Source organism: Acidisoma sp. PAMC 29798 (assembly GCF_030252425.1).
Taxonomy (GTDB): Bacteria; Pseudomonadota; Alphaproteobacteria; order Acetobacterales; family Acetobacteraceae; genus Acidisoma; species Acidisoma cladoniae.
In genome coordinates, this window is record NZ_CP126994.1 from 2,600,571 (window position 1) to 2,626,483 (window position 25,913).

Annotated in this window: 24 protein-coding genes; 16 read left to right on the forward strand and 8 right to left on the reverse strand. The window is 64.9% G+C overall.

The genetic code is table 11. From position 1 onward, the window contains the following. The first annotated feature begins 46 nt into the window (after positions 1–46). From QP803_RS12615 to QP803_RS12625, 3 genes are read left to right on the forward strand one after another with little or no spacing between them, the layout of a single operon-like run. Positions 47–1,351, forward strand: a complete 1,305-nt coding sequence (locus QP803_RS12615; RefSeq protein ID WP_284943827.1) for an AmpG family muropeptide MFS transporter — start codon at positions 47–49, stop codon at positions 1,349–1,351. A gap of 4 nt (positions 1,352–1,355) precedes the next feature. Further along, positions 1,356–2,069, forward strand: a complete 714-nt coding sequence (locus tag QP803_RS12620) for a CoA transferase subunit A (RefSeq protein WP_284943828.1) — start codon at positions 1,356–1,358, stop codon at positions 2,067–2,069. Between the two features lie 11 nt (positions 2,070–2,080). After that, complete coding sequence (locus tag QP803_RS12625; protein WP_284943829.1) at positions 2,081–2,731, forward strand: CoA transferase subunit B; 651 nt, start codon at positions 2,081–2,083, stop codon at positions 2,729–2,731. Here QP803_RS12625 and QP803_RS12630 read toward each other — a convergent pair. Beyond that, on the reverse strand, positions 2,728–3,948 hold the full coding sequence (locus tag QP803_RS12630) for an MFS transporter (protein ID WP_284943830.1): 1,221 nt from the start codon (positions 3,946–3,948) through the stop codon (positions 2,728–2,730). The two genes, QP803_RS12625 and QP803_RS12630, sit on opposite strands and share 4 nt — an antisense overlap. A 167-nt stretch (positions 3,949–4,115) precedes the next feature. Continuing rightward, positions 4,116–4,778: a glutathione S-transferase family protein gene (locus tag QP803_RS12635; protein ID WP_284943831.1), complete on the reverse strand. Its 663-nt coding sequence runs from the start codon at positions 4,776–4,778 to the stop codon at positions 4,116–4,118. Between the two features lie 132 nt (positions 4,779–4,910). Here QP803_RS12635 and QP803_RS12640 point away from each other — a divergent pair, with 132 nt between their 5' ends. From QP803_RS12640 to QP803_RS12650, 3 genes are read left to right on the forward strand one after another with little or no spacing between them, the layout of a single operon-like run. Next, positions 4,911–5,408 (forward strand): MarR family winged helix-turn-helix transcriptional regulator, encoded by a 498-nt coding sequence (locus QP803_RS12640; protein WP_284943832.1) that lies wholly within the window; start codon positions 4,911–4,913, stop codon positions 5,406–5,408. Between the two features lies 1 nt (position 5,409). Next, on the forward strand, positions 5,410–6,558 hold the full coding sequence (locus QP803_RS12645; RefSeq protein WP_284943833.1) for an HlyD family secretion protein: 1,149 nt from the start codon (positions 5,410–5,412) through the stop codon (positions 6,556–6,558). A 4-nt stretch (positions 6,559–6,562) separates the two neighbouring features. After that, entirely contained in the window at positions 6,563–8,125 is a 1,563-nt protein-coding gene (locus tag QP803_RS12650) for a DHA2 family efflux MFS transporter permease subunit (protein WP_284943834.1), read from the forward strand. Positions 8,126–8,191: 66 nt separating this feature from the next. Here QP803_RS12650 and QP803_RS12655 read toward each other — a convergent pair whose 3' ends face one another. The 4 genes from QP803_RS12655 to carA are packed head-to-tail and all read right to left on the reverse strand — an operon-like array spanning position 8,192 to position 14,585. Beyond that, positions 8,192–9,391: a threonine ammonia-lyase gene (locus QP803_RS12655; protein ID WP_284943835.1), complete on the reverse strand. Its 1,200-nt coding sequence runs from the start codon at positions 9,389–9,391 to the stop codon at positions 8,192–8,194. An 11-nt stretch (positions 9,392–9,402) separates the two neighbouring features. Further along, on the reverse strand, positions 9,403–9,876 hold the full coding sequence (gene greA / locus QP803_RS12660) for a transcription elongation factor GreA (RefSeq protein ID WP_284943836.1): 474 nt from the start codon (positions 9,874–9,876) through the stop codon (positions 9,403–9,405). 60 nt (positions 9,877–9,936) lie between these two features. Next, the gene (gene carB, locus QP803_RS12665; RefSeq protein ID WP_284943837.1) at positions 9,937–13,179 is read right to left on the reverse strand and encodes a carbamoyl-phosphate synthase large subunit; all 3,243 of its coding nucleotides are present in this window, start codon (positions 13,177–13,179) and stop codon (positions 9,937–9,939) included. A 2-nt stretch (positions 13,180–13,181) separates the two neighbouring features. Further along, on the reverse strand, positions 13,182–14,585 hold the full coding sequence (gene carA / locus QP803_RS12670) for a glutamine-hydrolyzing carbamoyl-phosphate synthase small subunit (protein ID WP_284943838.1): 1,404 nt from the start codon (positions 14,583–14,585) through the stop codon (positions 13,182–13,184). A 107-nt stretch (positions 14,586–14,692) separates the two neighbouring features. Here carA and QP803_RS12675 point away from each other — a divergent pair, with 107 nt between their 5' ends. The 5 genes from QP803_RS12675 (at position 14,693) to QP803_RS12695 (ending at position 20,674) form a co-directional block, all read left to right on the forward strand. After that, on the forward strand, positions 14,693–15,151 hold the full coding sequence (locus QP803_RS12675; protein WP_284943839.1) for a GatB/YqeY domain-containing protein: 459 nt from the start codon (positions 14,693–14,695) through the stop codon (positions 15,149–15,151). Between the two features lie 7 nt (positions 15,152–15,158). Continuing rightward, positions 15,159–16,997 (forward strand): DNA primase, encoded by a 1,839-nt coding sequence (gene dnaG, locus QP803_RS12680; protein ID WP_284943840.1) that lies wholly within the window; start codon positions 15,159–15,161, stop codon positions 16,995–16,997. Between the two features lie 78 nt (positions 16,998–17,075). Continuing rightward, positions 17,076–19,028: an RNA polymerase sigma factor RpoD gene (rpoD, locus tag QP803_RS12685; protein WP_284943841.1), complete on the forward strand. Its 1,953-nt coding sequence runs from the start codon at positions 17,076–17,078 to the stop codon at positions 19,026–19,028. 20 nt (positions 19,029–19,048) lie between these two features. After that, the gene (locus QP803_RS12690; RefSeq protein WP_284943842.1) at positions 19,049–19,642 is read left to right on the forward strand and encodes a GNAT family N-acetyltransferase; all 594 of its coding nucleotides are present in this window, start codon (positions 19,049–19,051) and stop codon (positions 19,640–19,642) included. A 12-nt stretch (positions 19,643–19,654) separates the two neighbouring features. Next, complete coding sequence (locus tag QP803_RS12695) at positions 19,655–20,674, forward strand: glycosyltransferase family 4 protein (protein ID WP_284943843.1); 1,020 nt, start codon at positions 19,655–19,657, stop codon at positions 20,672–20,674. 100 nt (positions 20,675–20,774) lie between these two features. On the opposite strand, the gene QP803_RS12700 is transcribed toward QP803_RS12695, so the two are convergent. Further along, entirely contained in the window at positions 20,775–21,620 is an 846-nt protein-coding gene (locus tag QP803_RS12700; RefSeq protein WP_284943844.1) for a hypothetical protein, read from the reverse strand. A gap of 757 nt (positions 21,621–22,377) precedes the next feature. On the opposite strand from QP803_RS12700, the gene QP803_RS12705 reads away from it, so the two are divergent. The 4 genes from QP803_RS12705 to QP803_RS12720 are packed head-to-tail and all read left to right on the forward strand — an operon-like array spanning position 22,378 to position 25,258. Further along, positions 22,378–22,803: a DUF983 domain-containing protein gene (locus QP803_RS12705; protein ID WP_284943845.1), complete on the forward strand. Its 426-nt coding sequence runs from the start codon at positions 22,378–22,380 to the stop codon at positions 22,801–22,803. Then, complete coding sequence (locus tag QP803_RS12710) at positions 22,796–23,290, forward strand: UPF0262 family protein (protein ID WP_284943846.1); 495 nt, start codon at positions 22,796–22,798, stop codon at positions 23,288–23,290. Before QP803_RS12705 ends, QP803_RS12710 begins: the two co-directional genes overlap by 8 nt. A gap of 10 nt (positions 23,291–23,300) precedes the next feature. Continuing rightward, on the forward strand, positions 23,301–24,386 hold the full coding sequence (gene mtnA / locus QP803_RS12715) for an S-methyl-5-thioribose-1-phosphate isomerase (RefSeq protein ID WP_284943847.1): 1,086 nt from the start codon (positions 23,301–23,303) through the stop codon (positions 24,384–24,386). A 5-nt stretch (positions 24,387–24,391) separates the two neighbouring features. Beyond that, positions 24,392–25,258, forward strand: a complete 867-nt coding sequence (locus QP803_RS12720) for a DUF2272 domain-containing protein (protein ID WP_284947903.1) — start codon at positions 24,392–24,394, stop codon at positions 25,256–25,258. A 69-nt stretch (positions 25,259–25,327) separates the two neighbouring features. On the opposite strand, the gene QP803_RS12725 is transcribed toward QP803_RS12720, so the two are convergent. Then, positions 25,328–25,738 (reverse strand): rhodanese-like domain-containing protein, encoded by a 411-nt coding sequence (locus QP803_RS12725; RefSeq protein WP_284943848.1) that lies wholly within the window; start codon positions 25,736–25,738, stop codon positions 25,328–25,330. Positions 25,739–25,775: 37 nt separating this feature from the next. Between QP803_RS12725 and QP803_RS12730 the strand changes: the two genes are divergently transcribed. Next, the gene (locus QP803_RS12730) at positions 25,776–25,910 is read left to right on the forward strand and encodes a hypothetical protein (RefSeq protein ID WP_284943849.1); all 135 of its coding nucleotides are present in this window, start codon (positions 25,776–25,778) and stop codon (positions 25,908–25,910) included. Positions 25,911–25,913: the final 3 nt, after the last annotated feature.

Consider the following 25,913-nt stretch of genomic DNA (forward strand, 5'->3'; position numbering starts at 1 on the left):
GGTTTGCGCGGGTGACGAATCGCCCGTTTGCGTGACACCCTGCGGCATGTCGGAACCCCGCCCCGAGTCCCTCACCCTCCGCGCCATCCTGACCGATCGGCGCCTGCTCCTGATGACGGGCTTCGGCTTCGCCTCTGGCCTGCCGCTGCCGTTGTCGGGTTTTACCCTGCGGCAATGGATGGCCGAAGGCCATCTCGGCCTCGGCGTCATCGGCCTCACCGCCTATATCGGCCTCGCCTATTCCCTCAAATTCCTCTGGTCGCCGGTCTTCGACAACGCCGCGCCCGGCCCCCTCGCCGCACTCGGCCGCAGGCGCGGCTGGCTGCTCGCCGTCCAACCGCTACTGACCCTCGCCTGTCTGGCGATGGTCCTGGCGAGCCCGACCGCCGCGCCCATGTTGCTCATCACCTTCGCGGCCCTGCTCGCCTTCTGCTCGGCGAGCCAGGACACCATCATCGATGCCTGGCGCATCGAGAGCTTTCCCGAGGCGCAGCAGGGCACGGCCCTCGCCGGCTATATCTGGGGTTATCGCGCCGCCCTATTGATTTCCGGCGCCGGCGCCATCGCGCTGGCCACGCCCTGGGGCTGGCACGGCGTCTTTGCCGCTATGGCCGCGCTGACGCTCATCGGCCCGATCGTCACCCTGCTCGCGCACGAGCCTGAACCGGGCGCCGCCGTGGCGCGCATGCTGACGGAAACGCTGTCCTTCGCCCAACGGTTCGCCCGCTCGGTGATCGAGCCGCTGGGCGAATTCATGAGCCGGAAGGGCGCTTACACAATCCTCGTCTTCATCGTGCTGTTCCGCCTGGGGGAAGCAATGGCCGGCACCATGCTGCCGCCCTTCTATCGCTACCTCGGCTTCGACCGCGCCCAGGTGGCGCTTGCCAACGGCCCGACCTCCCTCGCCGCCGTTCTGATCGGCGCAGCACTCGGCGGCTGGCTGGTCGTGCGCATCGGCACCGGCCGCGCCTTGCTCATCACCGGCTGCTTCCAGACGCTCTGCATGGCGATGTATGCCGTGCTGTCCTACAATCCAGGCAACCACCATGTTCTGATCGCCACCGTGGCGATCGAGGCTTTCGCCGAGGGGCTCGCCGACGCCGCCTTCATCACCTACCTCTCGGGGCTCTGCGATCGGCGCCATACCGCCACGCAATATGCCCTGCTCTCCTCCATCGCGGCGCTGGCGCTGCGAACCGTCGGCGGCCTGTCCGGCTTCATGGCGGCGGCGCTGGGCTGGCACGCCTTCTATGTGATGACGGCCCTGGCCACGCTTCCCTCGATCGCAGTGATGGTCTACCTCCTGACCTATTATCCGCCGGAACGACGTCGGATCGCACAGGAGGGATAGCCGTATGGCTGTGTCCAAAATCCACGACAGCGCGACGAACGCTCTGGCCGATGTTCTGAAGGACGGCATGCTCATCCTGTCCGGCGGCTTCGGCCTCTGCGGCATTCCGAGCGCCCTGATCGCCGCCATCCGCGACAGCGGCGTCACCAACCTGACCATCGTTTCCAACAATGCGGGCATCGACGGCGTCGGCCTCGGGGTGCTGCTGGAGACCAAGCAGGTCAAGAAGATGGTCTCGTCCTATGTCGGGGAGAACAAGCTGTTCATGCAGCAGTTCCTGGCGGGCGAGTTGGAGATCGAGTTCAATCCGCAGGGCACGCTGGCCGAGCGCATTCGCGCCGGCGGCGCCGGCATTCCGGCCTTCTTCACCCGCACCGGCTATGGCACCTCGGTCGCCGAGGGCAAGGAAACCCGGCAGTTCGAAGACGGGCATCACTATGTGATGGAACGCGGCATCGTGGGTGACCTTGCCATCATCCATGCCTGGAAAGGCGATAGCGAGGGCAACCTGATCTACCGAAAGACCGCGCGCAATTTCAACCCGATGATGGCGACCGCCGCCAAGATGACGGTCGTCGAAGTCGAGGAATTGCACGATGCCGGCAGCTTCGACCCCGATCATATCGTGACCCCCGGCATTTACGTGCAGCGGCTTGTGAAGCTGGACCACATCGACAAGCGTATCGAACAGCGCACCACGCGCCCGCGCGCCGCGTAAGGAGAGCGACCATGGCCTGGACCAGGGACGACATGGCGGCCCGCGCCGCGCGCGAAGTGCAGGACGGGTTCTACGTCAACCTCGGCATCGGCATCCCGACCCTGGTGGCGAATTTCATTCCGCCCGGCCTGTCGATCATCCTGCATAGCGAAAACGGCATGCTCGGCATGGGACCGTTTCCTTATGAGGGCGAGGAAGACGCCGACCTCATCAATGCCGGCAAGCAGACCGTGACGGTGCTGCCCACCACCAGCTTCTTCGACAGCGCCGAGAGCTTCGCGATGATCCGGGGGGGGCACATCAACCTGTCCATCCTCGGCGCGCTTCAGGTGGCCGAGAATGGCGACCTCGCCAACTGGATGGTGCCGGGCAAGATGGTGAAGGGCATGGGCGGCGCCATGGACCTCGTCGCCGGCGTCAAGCGCGTGGTGGTGCTGATGGAGCATACCGCCAAGGGCGAGGCGAAGATCCTGCGTGCGTGCACCCTGCCGCTAACAGGCAAGGGCGTGGTCGATCTCATCATCACCGATCTCTGCGTCTTCGACGTCGCCCGGCCGGGCCTGACGCTGGTCGATCTCGCGCCGGGCGTGACGGTGGAGGAGGTGCGCTCCAAGACCGAAGCGCCCTTCACCGTGCATGGGGATCTCGCGAAGGCGGCCTAGGCGCGGGAGAGGCGCCAGATCGGGATCGCCAGCGCCGCGCCCGCGATCGTGGCGACGGCAGCGAGGGACGCCATGGCGGTGAACAGCCCGAACCAGGTGGCGAGCAGACCGATGCCCAAGACCGGCAATAGATTGCCGGTATAGCCTGCGACATAGGTCAATGACACGATGGTCGCGCGCCCGTTCGCCGGCGCACTGCGGCTTCCCAGCGCGGCGGCGCCGGAAAAGCACGCCCCGTAGCCGAGGCCCGTGCAAAGCGTGCCGAGGCCGAAGAGAATGGCCGAGCCGATGGCGGCGGCAAACGTCGCGATCACTACCCCGCAGGGCAGCATCACCACGCCGACCAGCAGCACCTTCAATGGCGGCCGCTTGCGGCAAGCAAGCTGCGCGCTGCCGCCGACAACTTGAAAGACCGCGACGGTCAGGCCGGCCAGCGCCGGATTGCTGATGCCGACGAGACGCCGCGCGAAGCTCGGGCCCAGGCCGAGAAAGGTGCCGGCGACCATGAAAGTGAGCGCCAAACCGGCGCAGGCGACGAAAAAGGGTGCGCCCGCTTCGCGTATCAGCGCGCCCAGTTTCGGTGACACCCGGTCGCGCCGCGCGACAGGTGTAGCTTGCGCTGAGGCCCAAGGCGCCAGCCACAATCCGATCAGTACGACCAGGGCCGCCACCGCGAGCAGAACGAAGGGTGTCACGGTCGGCGCCGCGCCGGTTTGTATGGCGATACCACTGACCACGGGACCGATGACGCCGCCGGCTGTCATCGCGACGGTCGCCACCACCGCCGCGCGGGTGCCGTCCCGCGCCGGATCGAGTTCGAGCAGCGCCGCCGTCGCCGGACCCACGGCCGCGCCAGTTCCGATACCGGCGAGAATGCGCCCGACCAGAAGCATCGGCACGCTCTGAGCCACGGCCATGACGACCGCGCCGATGAGGACGGCCACCAGGCCGGTGCATAGCAACAGGCGGCGGTCCCCCAGGAGATCGGAAATGCGGCCGAGCAAGCACAGAGCAAGCAGCGTGCCGGCACAATAGGCGGCATAGATCGCCGTCAGAACCGAGGCGTCGAAATGCCAGCGATCCTGATACAGGCTGTAGAGCGGCGACGGCGCACCACTCCCGCAGAGCGTGACGGCGATCGCGGCGATGACCAGCGCCCTTGCCGCGCGCGGGTTGGGTCGCGCGTCGGCCCGTGCAGGCGAAAGGCCAAGCGACATGGGAGACTTTCGAGAGGCTGGTCTTGAGAAGCGTCATTCGCGCACGCGATGCGCGAACCTACCCGCTCGGGCACCTTAACGGCATATGGGCGCCACAGCGGGTAGGTCCGCGGATCAAGTGCGCGGATGACAACTAGAACGGGGTGCCGGGTAACGGGTGATTTTGCCTAGCGCAGAGACTCGTATTTCTCCAACTGCCACGCGGCCGGTTCCGCCGCCGCATCCGTGTACCAAGTATCGACATGCGGAAAGGCGCGCACGGCGTCACAATAGGCGCGCGACGCATCGCTCAGCGGCGGCGCATAGGTCAGCAAGCGCGCAACCACGGGCGCGAACATGATGTCGGCCCCCGTGAAGCGCTTGCCGAACAGGAAGGGGCCGTCTTCGCCGAATTCGTGCCGCGCCTCCTCCCACACCGCCTCGATGCGCGCGATATCGGCGAGCGCACCTTCGGTCTGCCCCAACCCCGCATAATCGTCCCGTCCGATATTCATCGGCATGGCCTGGCGCAGGTCGCGGAAGGAGGCGTGCATTTCGGCGGCGACCGCCCGCGCCATCGCGCGCGCACGGCGGCCCTTGGGCCACAGCTTCGGCTCAACCTCGGCGCAGTATTCGATGATGGCCAGGCTTTCCCAGACACGCGCGCCGTCATGCTCCAAATAGGGGACTAGCCCGCTGGGCGTCGCGTCCTTCACGGCCGAGGTCTGGCCACCGGCCAGGGGAATGAGGACCTCTGTCACGTCGAGGCCCGCGCAGGCGACGGCCAGCCAGCCGCGCATGGACCAGGATGAGTAGCGTTTCGTGCCGATGACCAGGCGTCCGTCGCTCATTGTCGTATCCACCGATTGTCCTGGCTTCAAAGTCACCGAGGTGCGGGGCCGAGACAACCTCCACTTATGCGCGGCCGGAATGACATATCTTCAAAACCGCACATAGACGTTATCATAACAGGCGTTATGGTCATGGTTGTGAGCAGTTTCCCCCAAGAGGATGACCTCCTCCTCCTCATCAGCGACACGGCGCGCATGATCGGCACTTATGCTGATCGGCTGGCGCGTCGGCATGGCATGACCAAGGCGCAATGGGTGGTGATGATCCGCCTCGATCGCAATCCCGGCCTCTCCCAAAAAGACCTCGCCGATATGATGGAAGTCGAGCCGATCACCGTCGGCCGCCTCGTCGATCGTCTGGAGCGGCGCGGGTTCGTCGCGCGTGAGCCGGATGAGCAAGACCGTCGCATCTGGCGCCTGCGCCTTTTGCCGGCGGCGACCCCGCTTCTCAAGATCATGGCCGGTCATAAAGCGGATATTGCCGCGATGCTCGGCTTCGGAATCCCGGATGCGGTCGCCGCACCCATGCGGGTCGGCCTGATGCAGGCCAAGGCCAATGTGACGGCCGCGTTGAAAAACGCGGATGGGCCGGGCGACCGGGACGACAGCAAACAGGCAGCGAGCGTCTAGAATGAACCAGATTTCGACGCGCGACCGCACCACGGCGGACGCGGGCAATACGCCTACGCCTGGCTCGGCCCAACCCGGACAATCCGCGGCACAGGCCCCGGCCGCTAAGCCACCTGCCAAGCGACGCAGCCTGCTGCGCCCGATCCTCATGCTCGGCGGCATCGGCGTGGTGGTGGTCGGCAGCGGCTATTTCTGGCTGAACGGTGGCCGCTACATGTCCACCGACGACGCCTATGTGCAGGCGGCCGAGGTCAATGCCACCACCGACGTCTCCGGCATCGTCGGCCAGATCGACGTGCATGAGGGCGACACGGTCAAGGCGGGTCAGCCGCTGTTCCGGTTGGGCCAGCATCACTTCCAAATCGCGCTAGACGGTGCGCGCGCCAAATTGGCGCAGACGGCGCTGATGCTGACGGCCATGGAACAAGACTACCAGCGCATGCTGCGCGACAGCGATACCGCCAAGGCCCAGGTCGCCGGCGACCAGGCGAGCTTCGGGCGCTATGCCTCCCTCATTAAAAGCGGTGGCGTGACCCGCGCCGAATATGACGACGCGAAATACAAGCTGCAGGCCGACCAAGCGAATGTCGCGGCACTGGATGAGGCCGCGAAAACCCAGCTCGCCAAGCTCGGCGGGGATGCGACCAAGCCTGTCGAGCAGATGCCCGATTACCTCAGCGCTCAGGCGGATGTGGCGGAGGCGCAGCGTCAGCTCGACCATACGATCGTGCGCGCGCCGTTCAACGGCATCGTCACGAACGTCGAATCCTTGCAGCGCGGCCAATACCTCATGGCGTCAGCGTCGGCCTTCGGCATCGTCTCGACCGATGACGTCTTCATCACGGCGCAGCCAAAGGAGACGCAGCTCACGCATGTGCGGGAAGGCCAGCCGGTCACCATCACCGTGGACAGCTATCCCGGCAGCAGCTGGAAGGGCGAGGTGCAGTCCATCGCCCCGGCCTCTGGCTCCCAGTTCTCGCTGCTGCCCGCTGAAAATTCCTCCGGCAATTGGGTGAAGGTGGTGCAGCGCATCCCCGTTCGCATCAAGATCACCGGCGGTCCCACCACCATGCCGCTGCGCGCCGGCATGAGTGTCGTCGTCTCAGTCGATACGGGCCATATCCGGCACGTCCACGATCTGATCCCATAACGCCATGAGCGAGACGCTTCCGCTTCACGCCCGGATCACGCCCGCCACGCGCATGATCATCACGGTCTGCGTCATGCTCGCGACCTTGATGCAGGCGCTGGACAGCACCATCGCGAACGTCGCGCTGCCCTATATGCAAGGCACGCTGTCGGCGAATTCCGACCAGATCAACTGGGTGCTGACGTCTTACGTGGTCGCTGCGGCGATCATGACCGCGCCGGTGGGTTGGCTGAGCGCGCGCTTCGGCACCAAGAACGTTCTTCTGGTCAGCCTGATCGGCTTCACCGCCACCTCCATGCTGTGCGGCATTGCCGGAAGCATTGGGGAGATGGTGATCTTCCGCTTCCTGCAAGGCGTGTTCGGTGCGGCCTTGGTGCCGCTGTCGCAGTCCACGCTCCTCAATATCTATCCGATGGAAAAGCGCGGCTCCGCGATGGCCCTCTGGGGCATGGGCGTGATGTTGGGGCCAATTTTGGGGCCGACGCTCGGTGGCTATCTGACCGACCTCTACAACTGGCGTTGGGTGTTCTTCGTCAATCTGCCCTTCGGCATCGCGGCGACCCTCGGGGTGACCGCCTTCATGCGCGAGGAGGGGGAGCGTAAGGTGAAGGGCTTCGACTTCCTGGGCTTCGGCATTCTCGCCGTGGCGCTCGCCGGCCTGCAATTGGCCTTGGATCGCGGTGAGACCAAGGACTGGCTGAGCTCGAACGAGATCATTTTTGAGACGGTGCTGGCCGCCCTCGGCTTCTATCTCTTCACCGTCCATATGCTGACCTCGGATCGGCCTTTGCTGCCGAAAGGCATCTTTACCGACAGCAATTTGCTGAGCGCGATCCTGATGATGTTCCTGGTCGGCCTGGTGCTGCTGTCGAGTTCGGCGCTGCTCGCGCCCTATCTGCAACGGCTGTCGGGCTATTCGGTGCGCGCGGCGGGTTTGGAAATGGCCCCGCGCGGCTTCGGTACCATGGCCGCGATGATGCTCGCGGGTAGGTTGGGCACCAAGGCCGATCCACGGCTACAGATCCTCGTCGGCATCATCCTCATGGGTGGGTCATTGTGGGAGATGACGCAGTGGACGCCAGACGTTTCCAGCAACGCCATTCTCATCACGATCGTGATTCAGGGTTTCGGCATGGGTTTCGTCTTCATGCCCTTGCAGCTCATCGCCTTCGCGACGCTCAATCCGATGCTGCGAGGGGATGGCGCTGCCGCACTGAGCCTGACGCGCAACATCGGCATGGCCATCGGCACTTCGGTAAGTTCAGCGGTGGTGTCGCACATGACGCAGTATGAGCATGCAGTGCTGAGCTATTTCGTGACGCCCTTCGCGCATGTCTTTCATCATGACGTCGGCACGGTGGGCAGTGTCATGATGGACCCGACGACGGCGGCTGGGGCCGTGGCGCTCGATGCCATGGTGACGCGGCAGGCCAGCATCGTGGGCTACGGCGATGCCTTCATGCTGCTGACGCTGTGTACCGTGCCGTGTGTTTTTCTGCTGCCGATGATGCGCCGCGCCAAGGTGGCGCCGATCAAGGACCCAACCGCCCACGCCGCGATGGATTGATCATCACCACGCATTGGTAGGGCGGATGAGCGCAGCGTTATCAGCCACCACACGGGGATGGCGAACCTACGCCCGGCGGACGATGTAGCTCTCTTCCAACTTCGCCTGGATCGCGGCACCGTGGGCGGCGTCCCGCGCCTCGATCATCACCTCCAACTGCGCGGCCTGAACGGTCGGCGAGGTGAACAGCCGGTGATGCGATACCTCGATAATATTGCCGCCCTCATTGCCGATGCGCGTGGAGATGTCGCCCAAGACGCCGGGGCGATCAGGGATTTCCATGATCACCCGCAGCAGCCGCCCATCGCGCAGCAGGTTGCGCAGCAGCGTATTGGCCAGAATGCGCGCGTCGATATTACCGCCACAAATAGGAATGCCCACCCGCTTGCCGGCGAAACGATCTGGATAGGTCAAGACCGCCGCGAGCGCGGCAGCGCCGGCGCCTTCCGCCACCATCTTGGCGCCTTCCGCGAGCATGGCGATGCCCTGCTCGACCGCCGCTTCCGGCACCAGCAGAACCTCCGTGCCCAGGTCGCGCAGGATGGCGAAGGTCAGTTCCCCCACGTCCCGCACCGCGATGCCCTCGGCGATCGTTGAGCCGCCAACCGAAACGGGCTGGCCCGCGAGGCGCTGGGCCATGGCACTGTAGCTATCGACCTCGACGCCGATCACTTCGATGTGCGGGTTCATAGCGCACGCCGCGACGGCGCAGCCGGACAGCAATCCGCCGCCACCGACCGGCACGACCAGCGCATCGAGATCGGGAAAGTCCTGCAACAGTTCCAGGGCCAGCGTCCCCTGCCCCGCGATGATGCCGGCATCGTCATAGGGGTGGATGAAGACCAGCCCTTCGGTCTCCGCAAGGTGATGCGCATGGGCTGCGGCTTCGGCCAACATCTCCCCATGCAGCACCACGCGCGCGCCCCAGGCCGCCGTGCGCGTGACCTTGGTGACCGGCGTGAAGCGCGGCATGACGATCGTGGCGGCAATGCCCAGCAGATGCGCGTGGCGCGCCACCGCCTGCGCATGATTGCCGGCGGACATCGCCACGACGCCGCGTGCCTGCTCCTCGGGCGTCAGCAGGGCCAGCCGATTGGCGGCACCACGCTCCTTAAAAGCGCCGGTGGCCTGAAGATTATCGAGCTTGAGGAAGATTTCGGCGCCCGTCGCCCGGCTGAGAGAATCAGAGCGGATGGCGGGCGTGCGCAGCACGCGGCCGGCGATGCGCCCGGCCGCGGCCTGCACGTCGGCGAAGGTGACAGTCATGGCGCGGCCGATCACCCGTACCGGATCGAGACGATCTCGTAGGAGCGGTCGCCACCCGGCGCGGGCACCGAGACGGTGTCGCCGACCTTCTTGCCGATCATCGCCTTGGCGAGCGGCGAGGAGATCGACAACAGCGCCTGCTTGATGTCCGCTTCATAGACACCGACGATCTGATAGCTGGATTCTTTCTCGGTCTCCTCGTCCAGCAGCTTTACATGAGCGCCGAACTTGACGTGGTCGCCCGTGAGCGTGGTCGGGTCGATGACCTCGGCGGCCGAAGTGACCTCCTCCAGCTCCTGAATGCGGCCTTCGATGAAAGACTGACGCTCCCGCGCGGCATGGTATTCGGCGTTCTCGCTCAGATCGCCATGCGCGCGCGCCTCGGCGATGGCACGAATAACGGCCGGCCGCTCTTCGGCACGCAGTTGGCGCAACTCCGTCTCAAGGCGAACGAGGCCGGGTCCGGTCATCGGGAATTTCTGCACGCGCAATCCTCGCAGTCACAAACAACGAAGCCGGATCACGGATGACCCGGCCCCCGCTCTTTAGAACGGGGAACGAAAGTAGGACTGTAAGGGCGCGACATCAAGCGGCCCGGATTTCAGGGCTGCAACGGCGTGAACGGCGGCCCTGGCGCCGGCGATCGTGGTGAAATGCGGAATGCTCCGGGTCAGCGCGCTGCGCCGGATATCGAAGCTGTCTGTGACCGATTGCGGGGTCGAGGCGGTGTTGATCACCATTTGGATTTCGCCGGACTGGATGGCATCGACGCAATGCGGCCGGCCTTCCAGCACCTTGGCGACGATCCGAACCTCCAGCCCAGCCTCCTTGATGCGAGCCGCCGTGCCGCGTGTCGCGACAATGGCGAAGCCCATTTCGGTCAGCCGCCGGGCGAGCGGCACCAGCGCCGCCTTGTCCGCATCCTTCACCGACAGAAACACGGCGCCCTGCATCGGCAGAATGACGCCGGCGCCAAGCTGCGCCTTGGCGAAGGCGCGGGCAAAGCTGGTGTCGAGGCCCATCACCTCACCGGTCGACTTCATCTCCGGCCCCAGGATCGTGTCCACTTCGGGGAAGCGGGCGAAGGGGAACACCGCCTCCTTCACCGCGACATGCCGGCCGACCGCCTGCTCGCCCAGGGCGAAGTTCTTCAGCTTGGCGCCGGCCATGACCTGCGCGCCGATCTTGGCGAGCGGTACGCCGGTTGCCTTGGCAACGAAGGGCACGGTGCGGGAAGCGCGGGGATTGACCTCCAGCACATAGATCGTGTCGTCCTTGATGGCGTATTGGACGTTCATGAGGCCGACGACGTTCAGCGCGCGTGCCATGGCGACGGTCTCGGCCTTCATTTCCTCGACGATCGCCGGCGACAGCGAATAGGGCGGGAGCGAACAGGCGCTGTCCCCGGAATGAATGCCGGCTTCCTCGATATGCTCCATGACGCCGGCCACGAACACGTCGTCACCGTCGCAGATGCAATCGACATCGACTTCGATGGCGTCATTCAGATAGCGGTCGATGAGCACAGGGTTCTCACCCGAGACGCGCACCGCTTCGCGCATATAGCGCGCGAGCTGCGTGCGATCATGCACGATTTCCATGGCGCGACCGCCGAGCACATAGCTTGGCCGGATGACGACGGGAAAGCCGATGCGCTCGGTAATGGCCTCGGCTTCCGCCGTGGACCGCGCGATGCCGTTCTCCGGCTGCCGCAGACCCAGCTTATGCAGCAGCACCTGAAAGCGCTCACGGTCCTCGGCGATGTCGATGGCGTCCGCACTCGTGCCGAGCACGGGAATGCCGGCGGCGGCCAGGGACTGCGACAGCTTCAGCGGGGTCTGCCCGCCATATTGCACGATGCAGCCGAGCACGGTGCCATTCTCCTGCTCGCGCCGGATCAGGGCGATGACATCCTCGGCGGTCAGCGGCTCGAAATAGAGACGGTCGGACGTGTCGTAATCGGTGCTGACGGTTTCCGGATTGCAATTGACCATGATGGTCTCAAAGCCGGCTTCCTTCAGCGCATAGGCCGCGTGGACGCAGCAATAGTCGAACTCGATGCCCTGGCCGATGCGGTTGGGACCGCCGCCGAGGATGATGACCTTGGTCCGGTCGGTCGGGTTGCTTTCGCAAACCGGGACGCCGAAGCCGGTTTCGTAGGTCGAGTACATATAAGGTGTGGCGGAACCGAATTCGGCGGCGCAGGTGTCGATGCGCTTATAGACGGGCGTCACGTTCAGCCTGTGGCGCAGCGCGGTCACCGTCTCCGTCGTCTGGCCCGTCAGATGGCCGAGCTGGTGATCGGAAAAACCGAGCGCCTTGGCCTTACGCATACCGAGCGCCGTTTGCGGCAGGCCCTTCCCGCGCAACTCAACCTCGGCATCGACGATGCGCTTCAGCTCACCCAGGAACCAGGGATCGAACTTGCAGCACTCGTGAATGTCCTGAAGGCTGAGGCCGGCGCGGATCGCCTGCGCCGCCATCACCAGCCGATCGGGGCGCGGCGCGGACAGGGCCGCGCGGAAGGCTTCGGCCGTGCCGTCACCCGGTGCCTCGATTTCATCGAGACCGGAGAATCCCGTCTCCATGCTGCGCAGCCCCTTCTGCAAGGCTTCCGCGAAGGAGCGGCCGATCGACATCGCCTCGCCCACCGACTTCATGCTGGTGGAGAGCAGCGCCGGCGTGCCGGGGAACTTCTCGAAGGTGAAGCGGGGGATCTTGACCACGACATAGTCGATCGTCGGCTCGAAACTCGCAGGCGTTGTGCGGGTGATGTCGTTTGTCAGCTCATCGAGCGTGTAGCCAACGGCGAGTTTCGCCGCGATCTTGGCGATCGGGAAGCCGGTCGCCTTGGACGCGAGCGCCGAAGACCGCGAGACGCGCGGGTTCATTTCGATGACGACCATGCGGCCATCGACCGGGTTGAGGCCAAATTGCACGTTCGATCCGCCGGTATCGACACCGATCTTGCGCAGGCAGGCGATGGAGGCATCACGCATGCGCTGGTATTCTTTGTCGGTCAGCGTGAGCGCGGGTGCTACGGTCACGCTGTCGCCGGTATGCACGCCCATCGGATCGACGTTCTCGATGGCGCAGACGATGATGCAGTTGTCCGCGCTGTCGCGGACAACTTCCATCTCATATTCCTTCCAGCCGAGCACACTCTCCTCGATGAGCACCTCGGTGGTCGGGCTGGCTTCGAGGCCGCCCAACACGATGCGCTCGAACTCGGTCTTGTTATAGGCGATACCGCCACCGGTGCCGCCGAGCGTGAAGCTGGGGCGAATGACGGCGGGAAGACCCACCAGCGCCAGCGCCTCGCGCGCCTCGGCCAGCGTATGGGCAATGGCGCTGATCGGACTCTCGATGCCGATTTCGGTCATCGCGTCGCGGAACTTCAGGCGATCCTCGGCACGGTCGATGACATCGGCCTTGGCGCCGATCAGTTCCACACCGAGGCGCTTGAGGGCGCCGGAGCGATCGAGCGCGAGCGCGGTGTTCAGCGCCGTCTGGCCGCCCATGGTCGGCAGCAGCGCATCCGGCTTCTCACGCATGATGATGCGCTCGACGATTTCCGGCGTGATCGGCTCGATATAGGTGGCGTCAGCCAGCGACGGATCGGTCATGATCGTCGCCGGGTTGGAGTTGATCAGGATGACCCGGTAGCCTTCCTCGCGCAGAGCCTTGCAGGCCTGGGCGCCGGAATAATCGAATTCACAGGCCTGACCGATGACGATCGGGCCGGCGCCGATGATGAGGATGGATTTGATGTCGGTGCGTTTCGGCATGGTTAAACCTTCTCGCCCATCATCGCCACGAAGCGGTGGAACAGGTGGTGACTGTCACTCGGCCCCGGACTTGCCTCGGGGTGGTACTGCACCGAGAAGGCGCGCTTGGCTGGCGCCGCGATGCCTTCGTTACTGCCGTCGAACAGGCTGACATGGGTGATCGTCACGCCTTCGGGGAGCGACTTGTCATCGACTGCGAAGCCATGGTTCTGGCTCGTGATCTCGACCTTTCCGGTGACGAGATCCTTCACCGGCTGATTGGCGCCGCGATGACCGCGATCAAGCTTATAGGTTTTGGCGCCTAGGGCGCGGGCGAGAAGCTGATGACCGAGGCAGATGCCGAACACCGGAATCTCCGCCGCGAGCACGCCCTGAATGGCGGCTTCGGCATAGACGCCGGTTGCCGCCGGATCGCCGGGACCATTCGACAGGAACACGCCATTGGGCTTGTGGCGCAGAATATCCTCCGCCGTCGCATCGGCGGGCACCACCGTCACGCGGCAACCGGCGGAGGCGAGGCTGCGCAGGATATTGCGCTTGGCGCCGTAATCGACGGCGACCACATGGTGGCGCGGCGCGGTTTGGTGGCCCGGCGCCTCACCCCATTGCCACACCGTCGCGTCCCATTCGTAAGTCTGGGCGCAAGACACGGCCTTGGCGAGGTCCATGCCTTCCAATCCCGGCCAGCCGGCGGCCTGGGCGCGCAGGGCGGGAATGTCGAAGCGCCCGCTCGCGGGGTAGCACAGCACAGCCGTCGGCGGTCCGCCGTCACGGATGCGGATGGTGAGCGCCCGCGTGTCGATTCCGCCGATGCCAGGCAGATCGACCGCGACCAGCCAATCCTGGAAGCTGCGCGTCGCCCGCCAATTGCTCGGCGCCGTGATGTCCTGCGCGGTGATCAGACCGAGGGCGGCGGGCGTCGTCGCCTCGTCATCCTCGGGATTGGCGCCGACATTGCCGATATGGGGGAAGGTGAAGGTGACGATCTGCCCGGCGAAGGACGCGTCGGTCATCGTCTCCTGATAGCCGGTCATGCCGGTGTTGAAGCAAAGCTCCCCCACGCGGGCCGCGCCATACTGCGTATGGGCGCCGAAGCCCCTGCCCCACCACAGACTGCCATCCGACAGCACCAGAAGCGCGTTCGCGCCCTCGGGGATCGCGAACTCGGGCGGAACGGCGTCTGGCATGGCGTGCATGTCCTTGGAGGTCGAGGTCAGCGCTTCAGCGACGCCGGGCATGTCACCCAGGGACAGGCCGGTCGCGGCGATGATGGCGCGCCAATGACGGGACGGGATCACCCCGGACTGCCGCCATTTTCGGAGCGCTTCGCTCCCGACATTGGTAAGACGGGCCGCAGCCTCGGGACCGCCGAGGCGTTCTACGATATCATTGACTGTCACGGGCATGGCCCTCACATACGGGAAGAGATTTCCCAATTCAACGCTCTTCTCATTTCAGGAGGCTGAGCTGGGAAAAAATTTCCGCGAGGGCGGAGCGAAGCGGGAGACGAAACATGGCCATCCGGGACGATCTGAGCACGGCGATGAAGACGGCGATGAAGTCTGGCGACACCGCCCGGCTGTCCACCATCCGCATGATCCTGTCGCGGCTCAAGGACACGGACATCGCGGCTCGGCCCAAGGGCGTCGAGAAGATCGCGGATGACGAGGTGCTCGCCATGATGCGCAGCATGATCAAGCCCCGGCGCGAGGCGATCGAGCTCTACGAAAAAGGCAATCGCCCGGAACTCGCCGCCAAGGAAGAGGCCGAGATCACGGTCATCGAGGGCTTCCTGCCCAAAAGCCTGGACGATGCGCAGATGAAGGCGGCGTCCGAGGCGGCAGTCGCCTCCACCGGTGCCACGGGTCCGAAGGACATGGGCCGCGTCATGGCGGCGCTCAAGGCCGAGCACGGCGCGGCGCTGGATATGTCGCGCATCGGCGCCTTCGTGAAAGCCGCACTCGCGGGCTGACGCAGGCATGGCGCTTCCCCCATCCTTTCTGGATGAGCTGCGGGCCCGCACGCCTCTGGCGGCGCTGATCGGGCGGCGTACCAAACTCACGCGCTCGGCGCGGGACTGGAAGGGCTGCTGCCCCTTCCATAACGAGAAGTCGCCCTCCTTCTACGTCTATGCCGACCACTATCACTGCTTTGGCTGCGGCGCGCATGGCGATGCCATCGGCTTCGTCATGCAAACGCAGAATGCGGCCTTCATGGAAGCCATCGAGCAGCTCGCCGCCGAGGCCGGGCTGGAAGTGCCGCGCGCCTCCCCCGAGGCTGTCGCGGCCGAGCGCAGGCGCGCCGACCTGCATGACGTGCTCGCCGCCGCTGCCAGTAATTTCCAGGCGCGGCTGATGACAGCCGAGGGCCGCCCAGCGTTGGACTATCTTCGCAAGCGCGGCCTGACGGAGGACACCATCCGGCGTTTCGGCCTCGGCTATTCCGGCGCCGGACGCGGCGCGCTGGCCGCCGACTTGGCGCGGGAGGGCATCGAACAGCTGCAATTGGTCGAAGCCGGGCTCATGAAGCAGGCAGAGGACGGCCGCATGGTCGATCTGTTCTACGGCCGGGTGATGTTTCCGATTCGCGACCCACGCGGACGCGCCATCAGCTTCGGCGGCCGGATCATGAATGACGGCCAGCCGAAATATCTGAATGGGCCCGAGACGGCGCTCTTTTCCAAGCGGCGCACCCTCTATGGCCTCGATCTTGCGAAGCTGGAGCTGGCCAAGGCCCGCAAGCCGGCAACGAGCGATGGCAAGCGGCAGGGTCTTGTGGTGGTGGAAGGCTATATGGACGTGATCGCCCTTGCCCAAGCAGGATTTCCGGCCGTTGCCCCCCTCGGCACGGCGCTGACCTCTGAGCAGCTCGATGCCCTGTGGCAGCAGGATGAGCGGCCGGTGTTTTGTTTCGATGGCGATAGCGCCGGCCGCAAGGCGGGCCGCCGCGTCATTGGCCTCGCTTTACCGCTGCTGACGCCGGAGCGCAGCCTGGGTGTGGTGGTCCTGCCGGAGGGTGAAGACCCCGATACCGTCGTAGGAAGGCGCGGCCGCCAAGGCATGGCGGATGAACTGACGCGCGATGAACTCGGCAGCGCCATCTACGGGCTGATCAAGGATGAGATCGGTCCCGCGTCGCCTGAAGGATGGGCGCGGCTGCGCAACCGGCTGGACGAAACGTCGAAATCGATTCCCGATCGCGCCTTGGCCGATACCTACCGCACCACGCTGCGCGACCGTTGGTATGCGGATAAAGGCGCCCAGTCCCGCGGGGCCTTCAAGCAGAAGCAGGACCGTGGCCCCTGGAAATCCGCGCCACCTGCACGACTTATTGGTGTGCGCCCGCGGATGAGCGACGAAACCACCGAACATGAACGCGGCCGGGTGCTCCTCGCTATTCTCCTCGCCCATCCAATTTTACTGCCCGATCTCGACGAACCTTTGGAGATGCTGGACCTGCCAGAGCCGCTTGCGCAGTTGCGCGCTGCGATGGGCGCATGGTTGGCGAGCCACCCGATCCTTGACTCGGAGGCCTTGAACGCCCATCTCCGCCGGCTCGGATTGGATATGGTGGTCTCGGCCGTGTTGGACGCGCGGCCTTTGCCTGCGGGTGCAATGCCGGAAGCGGCACCGGCGGACGCAGCCTATCAGTGGTGGCAGATTTACGGATTTATGCGCGGGCCACATATCGAGGCGGATCTAAGGGTTGCAGAACGTGATTTCGTGGCCGATCCGACCGAGGCCAATCAGCGCAGACTCATCGCGCTGACACAGTCCTGGAACCGCGTCCGACGCGGAGAAACCGATGCCACTGTTTGATAAGCCTATGATGATCAGAATAGCGCCCCAATCTTGGGGCATGAACGCCAAGCGGTCCACGGCGGAAGGGTGTAAATAATGGCAACCAAACCTGCTGCAACTGCTGAGGCGCCGGCGCCCGACACCGACACCGAGACCACGCTCGACACGCAATCCGGTGCCGTGAAGCGCCTGATCGCGAAGGGCAAGGAACGCGGCTACATCACCTTCGACGAGCTGAACGCCGTCCTTCCGCCGGAGCAGAATAGCTCCGAGCAGATCGAGGACGTGATGTCGATGCTCAGTGAAATGGGCATCCAGGTCGTCGAGGGCGAGGAGAACGAGGAAGGCGAGCCTGCGGCCGCCAAGCCCGCCGAAGCCGAGGAAGAGGAAGGCACCGAGCAGGCCGGCAATATCAATGCCGAGACCGCCGGACGCACCGATGACCCGGTTCGCATGTACCTGCGCGAAATGGGCAGCGTCGAGCTGCTGTCGCGCGAAGGCGAAATCGCGATCGCGAAGCGGATCGAAGCCGGCCGCGACATGATGATCAGCGGCCTGTGCGAAAGCCCGCTGACCTTCCGCGCCATCGTCGCCTGGCACGACGCGCTGAAGAACGGCAAGATCCTGCTGCGCGACATCATCGATCTTGAAGCGACACAGGGCATGGGCAATCCGCCCGTGGAAGGCGCCGAGGCCGAAGACCCGGATGCCGTGGCACCCCCGGCGCCGCCGGCCTTCGAAGCCGCCGAGGAATCCGATGACGAGGAAGGCGAAGGCAGCAGCCTGTCCCTGTCCGCGCTTGAAGAGAAGCTGAAACCCGACACCCTCGCGACCTTCGAGGAAATCGAGGCGCTGTACAAGAAGCTGCACAAAGTGCAGCACAAGCGGCTGGAATCGATGACCAGCGGCGAGGAAATGAACGTGCGCTCTGAAAAGAGCTACGTGAAGCAGCGCGAGGAACTGGTCGCGAAAGTGCGCCAGGTCCGCTTGCACAACAATCGTATCGAAGAGCTGGTCGCTCAGTTCAAGCAGCTCAATCAGCGGCTGACGACGATGGAAGGCCAGATTCTGCGGATGGCGGAAGCCAGCAAGGTCGGCCGCGAGGAATTCCTGCGCGAATATCGCGGCAGCGAGCTGGACCCCAACTGGATCGAGCGCGTCAGCACCCTCTCGACCCGAGGCTGGAAGCTGTTCATCGCCAAGAACGGCGAGCAAGTCGCGGCCTTACGCAGCCAGATCGGCGCTATCGCGACGGATGCGAGCCTGCCGATCGAGGAATTCCGCCGCGTCTATATGACCGTCAGCCGTGGCGAGCGGGACAGTGCACGCGCCAAGAAGGAGATGATCGAGGCGAACCTCCGCTTGGTGATTTCGATCGCCAAGAAATACACCAATCGCGGCTTGCAGTTCCTTGACCTCATTCAGGAAGGCAATATCGGCCTGATGAAGGCCGTCGATAAGTTCGAGTATCGCCGCGGCTACAAGTTCAGCACCTATGCGACCTGGTGGATCCGCCAGGCGATCACGCGCTCGATTGCCGATCAGGCTCGGACCATCCGCATCCCGGTCCATATGATCGAGACGATCAACAAGCTGGTTCGTACCTCGCGCCAGATGCTGCATGAAATCGGCCGCGAGCCGGCGCCGGAAGAGCTTGCCGAGAAGCTCGGCATGCCGCTGGAGAAGGTGCGCAAGGTCCTCAAGATCGCCAAGGAACCGATCAGCCTCGAAACGCCGATCGGTGACGAGGAAGACAGCCATCTCGGCGACTTCATCGAGGACAAGAACGCGATCATCCCGCTGGATGCCGCAATTCAGGCCAATCTGCGTGAGGCGACGACGCGGGTGCTGTCCAGCCTGACGCCGCGTGAGGAGCGTGTGCTGCGTATGCGCTTCGGCATCGGCATGAACACCGACCATACGCTGGAAGAAGTCGGCCAGCAGTTCAACGTGACGCGCGAGCGCATTCGGCAGATCGAGGCGAAGGCGCTGCGCAAGCTGAAGCACCCGAGCCGCAGCCGAAAGCTGCGCAGCTTCCTGGACGATTAAGCGGCGTGGCGGTCGGCCCGATGTTCGGACAACCCCGCGGCGGGGGGATGCAGGAGCCACCAACGATCACGCGCGTCAGCGTGGCGGTGACGTTCCTGCGCATGAACGAACGGCCGGCCGCCTTCGCACCCAGCTTGCCGGACAATGCAACGGTGACGCATCTGCGGGCACCTTCGAATGAGGTCTATCGCGATCTCCAGAAGAATGTCGGCGGCCCATATTTGTGGTGGCTGCGCCGCGTGATGCCGGATGCGCAGCTGACCACGGTGCTGCGCAACCCACAGCTGGGCATCCATCTCCTGACGGTCGATGGCGAGACCGCCGGCTTCTACGAGCTTGACGCGACACCCTGGCCGATCGTCAACCTCAATTACTTTGGCCTCATGCCGCATGCGATCGGCAAGGGTCTTGGCTATGCTTTCCTGCAACATGCCCTGGCAAATGCCTGGTCCGGTCCGATCCGCGGCATGACGGTGAACACCTGCACCGCCGATCATCCGCGCGCCTTGCCCACCTATGAGCGCGCCGGCTTTCGCCGCATGAAGACGATTACGGAAGTCTGGAACATCCCGAACCAGCTTGGCTTCACGATCCCGGACCATCTGAAAGCATAGCCACGGATGCGCGTGACGTTCCTCGTCCCCGGAAACTTTCCACCGACGACAGGCGCGATCGTCTACGACAACCGGCTTGCGGGCGCGCTACGCGACCTGGGGCATGAGACCACGATCATTCCCATCGCCGGTCAGCACCCCTTGCCGGATGACGCCGCGCGGGCATCGGCGGCGGCTGTGCTGGCCGAGCATAGTGGCGGCGACGCATTGATAATAATCGACGGGTTCTGTCTTTACGCCTTCGACGGTCTGGGCGCGGGGCTCGGTCGCGCGATCGGCCTGGTGCATCACCCGATCTCCGGCGAACCAAATCTCCCCGATGCGGAACGCACGGTCTTCGCGGCAGCCGAGGCGCGCCTCATCCCGTCATTGCGCCGCGTGCTGGTGCCGAGTGCGGATGTCGCCGCGCGCATCGCGACACTGCACGCATGCGTGGATGTGCTTGCCCCTGGCATGCCAGATGTGGGTCGCAGCGCGGGCTCCGGCGGCCCGTCATGCCATCTCATCGCCGTGGGCAGCCTGATCCCGCGCAAGGGGCATGACGTGGTCCTGCGGGCCCTCGCAGGCCTTCCCGACCTCGACTGGCGGCTGACCCTCATCGGCGACGGCGGCATCGACCCCGTGCATGCGACGACGCTGTACGCCCTTGCTGAAAGCCTTGGCATCGCCGCGCGGGTGACCTTCGCCGGTTCGTGTGGCGGCGATGAAATGGAAAACTTTTGGCGCAGCGCGGATATCTTCGTGTCGGGCAGTGACCATGAAGGCTACGGCATGGCGGTGGCGGAAGCCGTTCGTCGTGGCATTCCCCTGGCCGTGACGACGGGTGCGGCAGCAACCGACGTCATTCCCGCCACATGCAGTGCGGTCGTGCCTCCGCGCGACTATGTGCAACTCACCAAGGCGCTGCGGCGGTTGGTGTTCAGCACGCCGCTGCGCCGCGCGCTGAGTGACGCCGCGTGGGACGCCGGCCGTGCCTTGCCTACGTGGCAGGATCAGGCAAACCGGTTCGTAGATCTGGCAACCTCAGACTAATACGAAAAAAGCCTGACACGAAAAAAGGCGCCGCTCGCGCGACGCCTTTTCCTCGACAGAAGCCGACAGCGCGCTTTCGCGCGTTGTCTTCGGCTTATGATCAGTCCGTGGTCTCGGATTCCGGCATCGGCATCGTGTCCGACGCGGTTTCCATCGGGCTCATGACGGGCTCCTTCGCCTTGCGCGGGCGACGGATCTTGGTCGGCATCGGCGCGGGCGCCTCAACCTTCGGTGCCGTCATGCGGCGCGTCTTCGGCTCGGGCTTCGCCACGGCCGTCTTACGCGTTGCAGGCTTACGAGCGACCGGTGTCTTGCGAGCAACCGGTGTCTTGCGAGCGACCGGTGCCGCCTTGCGTGCGGTCGTGGCGGGCTTGCGCGTCGTCGCCGTCTTGCGAGCGACCGGAGCGGCCTTGCGGGTCGCTGCGGGCTTGCGCGCCGTGACCGTTTTGCGCGCGGCGGGCGCGGCCTTGCGGGTCGCCGGCTTGCGTGTTGCGGCAACCTTGCGGGTTGTCGCCGTCTTGCGCACCGAGGCGGTGGTCTTCGCGGCGGCACGCTTCGGCGCGGCGGCCATCTTACGGCCCGCGGGCTTACGCGTCGTCGCGGCCTTCGTCGCCGCTGGCTTGCGACGCGTGCTGACCGGTGTCTTGGCAGTTGCAGTCTTGCGTGTCGTGGCCTTCGCAACTGGCTTCTTGACGGCGGCCTTGGCGGCGACCGGCTTCTTCACGGCAACCTTCTTGGCCGCCACTTTCTTCAGCGGCGCCTTCTTGACCGCAGCGCGTGGGGTCTTGGCAGCCTTCGCGACCTTGGCGGCTTTAGCAGCGGGCTTACGCGTCGCGGGCTTCGCGGCGGTGGCACGCTTGACTGGTCCACGCTTCGTGGGGGCCTTGATGGCCATCGGCTGGGCGCGCGGGGCAGTGCCCACGTCACCCGTATTATCATTACTCACAGCGTCACTCCTTCGTTTGGTCGTTAATGTCCAAGTCACACTCGCCGGAGGCGCGTCCGGCCGGTCAGCTATTTTGTCGTCGTCCCACTCACTCTGGCACCCGCTACTCCGGCAATTGGGCCAGACCACATAAAGTTCCAGCGGCACGTCTTCCTTTTTCTCAGCAAGGGTGCCTCAGAGTTTGTCTTCCATGACACGGGATTTGACCGAACTTCCCGAACCGCACGCCAGGCCACCTCGCACGCTCCACGACTCGCGCACCACGATCGCTTTTTCCGCTATCCCAATTCTCAAATGAAACTGTCAAGAAAAAGGCGACAGTTTACCGCTTTGCCACGCATTTTTATTGCAACCGAACTGTCGAGCCGATCGCCCCAGGCGCGCGAAGCGGCGGAAGTCGGTCGTGTTCCGGATCGGACAGGCTTTCAAACATCAAGACTTCAACACGACCTTTGAAACCTCGTGCGGCACGCGGGCGTGGTGCGCCGCGCGCAATCGGTCACGACGGACGGGTTCTGGACCTGCGCACGAAAATCTCCGTCCAACCACCCGCGAACGGGCCTGCGCGCCGTGCCGTCACCGATTCGCAAGACCCCGATCTGGTCACAGCGTCGAGTTCCTTTCTTCGCCGCCCGGTTTCTTCTAGAAGAAGCCGGGCGATCGGTGCGAAGGATGACCCTGTCTCGTGACCGCGACGCTCCTGAAGTCGTGATGTATCGCAGCGTGCTTTGCCGCAACAATGATGGGCAGAACCCCCATGCCAGACGCCAACGGTCCCGTACACTGGCGACCGAACCGAGAGCCGAAACAGTCCGCCTGGCCGTTGCCCGGCATGACGACGGCGATCCTGCGCGGCATGGCGAAACACTGCCCCGCCTGCGGGGAGACGAAACTGTTCCGTGCCTATCTGAAGGTCATGCCGAGCTGCGCCTACTGCGGCGCGCCGCTGGGTCTGTATCCATCGGACGATGCGCCGCCCTACATCACCATGCTGGTGCTGCTGCATATCATCATCCCCATCATCCTCATTCTCGAGACAACGACCGATCTTCCGCTCTGGGCCTATGGAGTCATATTCCTGCCCCTCGCGGCCGTCCTCACGCTTGCCCTTCTTCCGGTGGTGAAGGGCGGCATGATCGGCGTGCTGCTGAAGCTCGGTCTGGATCGCCAGCCGGATGAATGACGCCCTCACCCCGCATTTGTCGCGCGTGACCTTCGCGGATGATGTGGTGATCGATCTGCCCCCGATGGTGGAGGGAGATCGCGCCCAGGCAGTACGCGATCTTGAGGCGGGAAACTACTTCGCGCCCCGCCACGCCGGTGCCGGCCCCTTCGTGCTGATCCTCGGCGTGCGGGACGGTCGGCTGCTGTTCGATATTCGCGACGAAGCGATGCAGCCGGTGACGCTGATCGGCCTGGCGCTCGGGCCGCTGCGCCGCCTGATCAAGGATTATGTCATGCTGCTCGACAGCTATGCGGTCGCGGTTCAGGACGGGCGGGAGGCGCGCATTCAAGCCATCGACATGGGCAGGCGCGGTCTGCACAACGAGGGCGCCGCGCTGGTCGCGGAGCGGCTGCGCAACAAGGTGGATCTTGATCTCGACACGGCGAGACGCCTTTTCACATTGATCACGGTGTTGCATCACCGGGTCGCGGGTTACTCAGGATGAAAAGCACCTCATGAAGATCAACGGCGTCGCCTATCGGAGCCTCTGGCTCGACGAGGACGGCTGGTCCATTCGCATCATCGACCAGACCAAGCTGCCGTGGTCGCTGACGATCCTGCGCCTGTCGCAGGTCGCGGAGGTCGCCGAGGCCATCCGCACGATGCAGGTGCGCGGCGCGCCGCTGATCGGCGCCACCGCCGCGTACGGCCTGTGCCTGGCGCTCCGGGTAGATGCGTCAACCGACGCCATGGAGCGCGACGCCGCCATGCTGGCCGGTACTCGCCCGACCGCCGTCAATCTGCAATGGGCGATCGACCGGATGTTGACGCGGCTGCGCAATACCCGGCCCCAGGATCGCGTCGCGGTCGCGTATGAAGAAGCCGCCGCTATCGCGGATGAAGACGTGGCGCAGAACGAAGCGATCGGCCGCCATGGCCTGGACCTCATCCGCGCGCGCCAGACGCCGGGCAAGCGCGTCAATGTCCTGACGCATTGCAATGCCGGCTGGATCGCCACGGTCGATTGGGGCACCGCGCTGGCGCCCATCTATATGGCGCATGATGCCGGCATCGACATCCATGTCTGGGTCGATGAAACGCGCCCGCGCAACCAGGGCGCGGCACTGACGGCCTGGGAACTCGGCAGCCACGGCGTGCCGCATACGGTGATCGCGGACAATGCCGGCGGCCATCTGATGCAGCATGGCGAAGTCGACATGGTGATCGTCGGGACCGACCGGGTGACGCGCGGCGGCGATGTCGCCAATAAAATCGGCACCTACCTCAAGGCGCTTGCGGCGCATGACAACGACATCCCCTTCTGGGTGGCGCTGCCTTCGACGACCATCGACTGGACCATCACCGATGGCGTGAGGGAGATTCCGATCGAGGAGCGATCGGCCACGGAAGTCACCTTGATGACCGGGCAAATGGCGGATGGTTCTCTCGCCACCATTCAAGTGACACCCAATGGCAGCGGCGCCGCCAACCCCGCCTTCGATGTCACGCCTGCGCGTCTCGTGACCGGCATGATCACCGAGCGCGGCTGCTGCGATGCGAGCCCCGAAGGTCTGCTGTCGCTGTTTCCCGAACGCGCGTGACGCCGATGCGCTGGACGCTCGCAGCGCCGCTGCTCTGCGGCGTTCTGGCGCTGGGCGCCTGCGCCACCAAACTGCCGCACGCGGTCGCGACCGGCGCACGCGCACCGCAGTCATTGTCGGCCTGCGTCGCGCAGGTGGATGACGCACAGGAACCGCCCTTCGTGCGCGGCTGCTATCAGCCCTTCTCGCGCGAGGCAGCCGTCGCCTTCGCACTCGGCGAATGGCGAGCCTGGGGCCAGGTCGTGTACGATGACGATCCGCATACCGAGCTGCCGCCCGATCCCAACACCAAAGCGGAGCGGCAGGACGGCAATTGGCAGCGTGTCGGGCTCTATTGGTGGCTCGGCATGAACCAGAGCGACGCTGCCATCGGCTGGACAGGCAAGCATGATGAGACGGGCGCGCAATTCGCGCCGGAAGACGATGGCCACTATGCGTGGTCGGCCGCCTTCATCTCCTTCGTGATGCGCATGGCCGGTGCCGGGCCGAGCTTCCCCTATTCCGAATCACACAGCGATTATATCAATGCGGCAGCGCAGGAGACGGCGACCAACCTGGGGCAATATGCCCTTCAGGCCGAGCCACCGGAAAGCTACGCGCCGCAACTGGGCGACCTGATTTGTTTCGGCCGCGGGGCTGCTGAAAAACTGCATTACGCGGACTTGCCGGCCGGACATTTCCCCGGCCATTGCGGCATCGTCGTCGCCCGTCAGCCGGGGCAGATCAGCATCATTGGCGGCAATGTGGCGGATGCGGTGGCGCTGACGCATGTACCCGTGACGGACCAGGGCATGATCGCGCAGACGGACGGCACTGTGCTCGACACACGCTATCCGTGGCTGGTCGTCATCCGTGTGTTGTACGCGATGTAGGGTGGAAGGTGTAGGGCGGATGAGCGCAGCGTTATCCGCCTTCCAAGCCTCGTCACCCGCGCGAGCGTGTTACCTTTGGTGCCACGGCAGGCCGGACGCTTTCCATCCGGACACCTGACCGCGATGGCCCTGCGCATCGGGCGGCCCCTCAAAGCCTTCCGCAACGTTGAACACGGTGGTGAAACCCGCCGCCGCAGCCGCCTGCGCCGCTGCCATGCTACGTGCCCCGCTGCGACAGATGAAATAGGTCGGCGTCTCTGGCGCAATGCCGGCCTGGCGCAGATGATCGATGAACGCACCGTTGCGCTGCATCGTCGGATAGACCTGCCAGGGAATCAAAACGACCTCCCGATTGAGGTCGGCGAGGTTCGGAACACCCACGAAATTCCACTCGGCGTCGGTGCGAACATCCACCAGTTGCGCCTGAGGATCGGCCTGCAGCGCCTGCCAAACCTTGTCGGCGTCGATGTCTTCGATCATGTCTTTTCTCCGTCACACGCGCGCAAGGATAGGCCTGATGACGACACCCGACCAGACGGCGGTCGATAGCCTGATCGGTACGATCGGCGGCCCCGGCTATCAATCCACGCTGTTTAACCCCACATACACGCTCTTGTCTTACCGGGCCGGTCGCCGGCCTTGCGCGGGGTAGCCA